We start from the raw sequence: 624 nt of genomic DNA, 5'->3' as shown, positions 1-624 counted from the left end.
CCGATTACTACTAAAAACGCGAACAGGACCCGGGCTTCGGCGGCTTCCACCGCCTCGAATTCGGCCTGTTTTCGCAGAAGTCCGTCGACGGCCTGACGCCGGTCGTGCAGAAGCTGCAAACCGACATCGCCAGCCTGAAACAGCAACTGCTGGCCCAGAGCATTGCCCCGGAACAACTGGCGAGCATGGTCGTGCGCAACATGCGCAGCATCGCCGAGGTCCGCAACAACGGTGAAGAAGAACGCTACAGCCACCTCGACGTGAACGGCTTTGCCGCCAACCTGGAAGGCACGCGCAAGGTCATCGAGCTGCTGCGTCCGCTGCTGGCCAAGTCCTCCGGCGACGTGCTGAAAAAGATCGACACCGCGAGCACCGCCCTGGATGACCAGTTGCTGATGCTCAAGACCGCCGACGGCTTCAAGCCGTACGACCAGGTCAGCACCGAACAACGAAAACAAATAGCAGACAAGGCCAAGGCACTGGCCGACGCACTCGATGGAATCGATCCGGCCCTCGGCCTCTCAGGCCTGTGAGCGTGCCCAGGCGGGTGCCCCATGCCCCCGCCCGGCCCTGAAACCAGAGCGCAGCCCGCATTCACATGAAAGACTCCGATTCAAAAAACGC

The 624-nt window shown here is 61.7% G+C and carries 1 pseudogene; it reads left to right on the top strand.

Going from position 1 to position 624, the window contains the following annotated elements:
* Positions 1-14: 14 nt before the first annotated feature.
* Positions 15-533: pseudogene (locus tag QMX88_RS29305) on the top strand (imelysin family protein); the annotation flags it as partial.
* Positions 534-624: the final 91 nt, after the last annotated feature.

This window comes from Pseudomonas sp. PS02290 (assembly GCF_029960075.1).
Taxonomy (GTDB): Bacteria; Pseudomonadota; Gammaproteobacteria; order Pseudomonadales; family Pseudomonadaceae; genus Aquipseudomonas.
The sequence above is the reverse complement of the archived record's forward strand: the minus strand, read 5'-3'. Positions and strand labels throughout refer to the sequence as shown.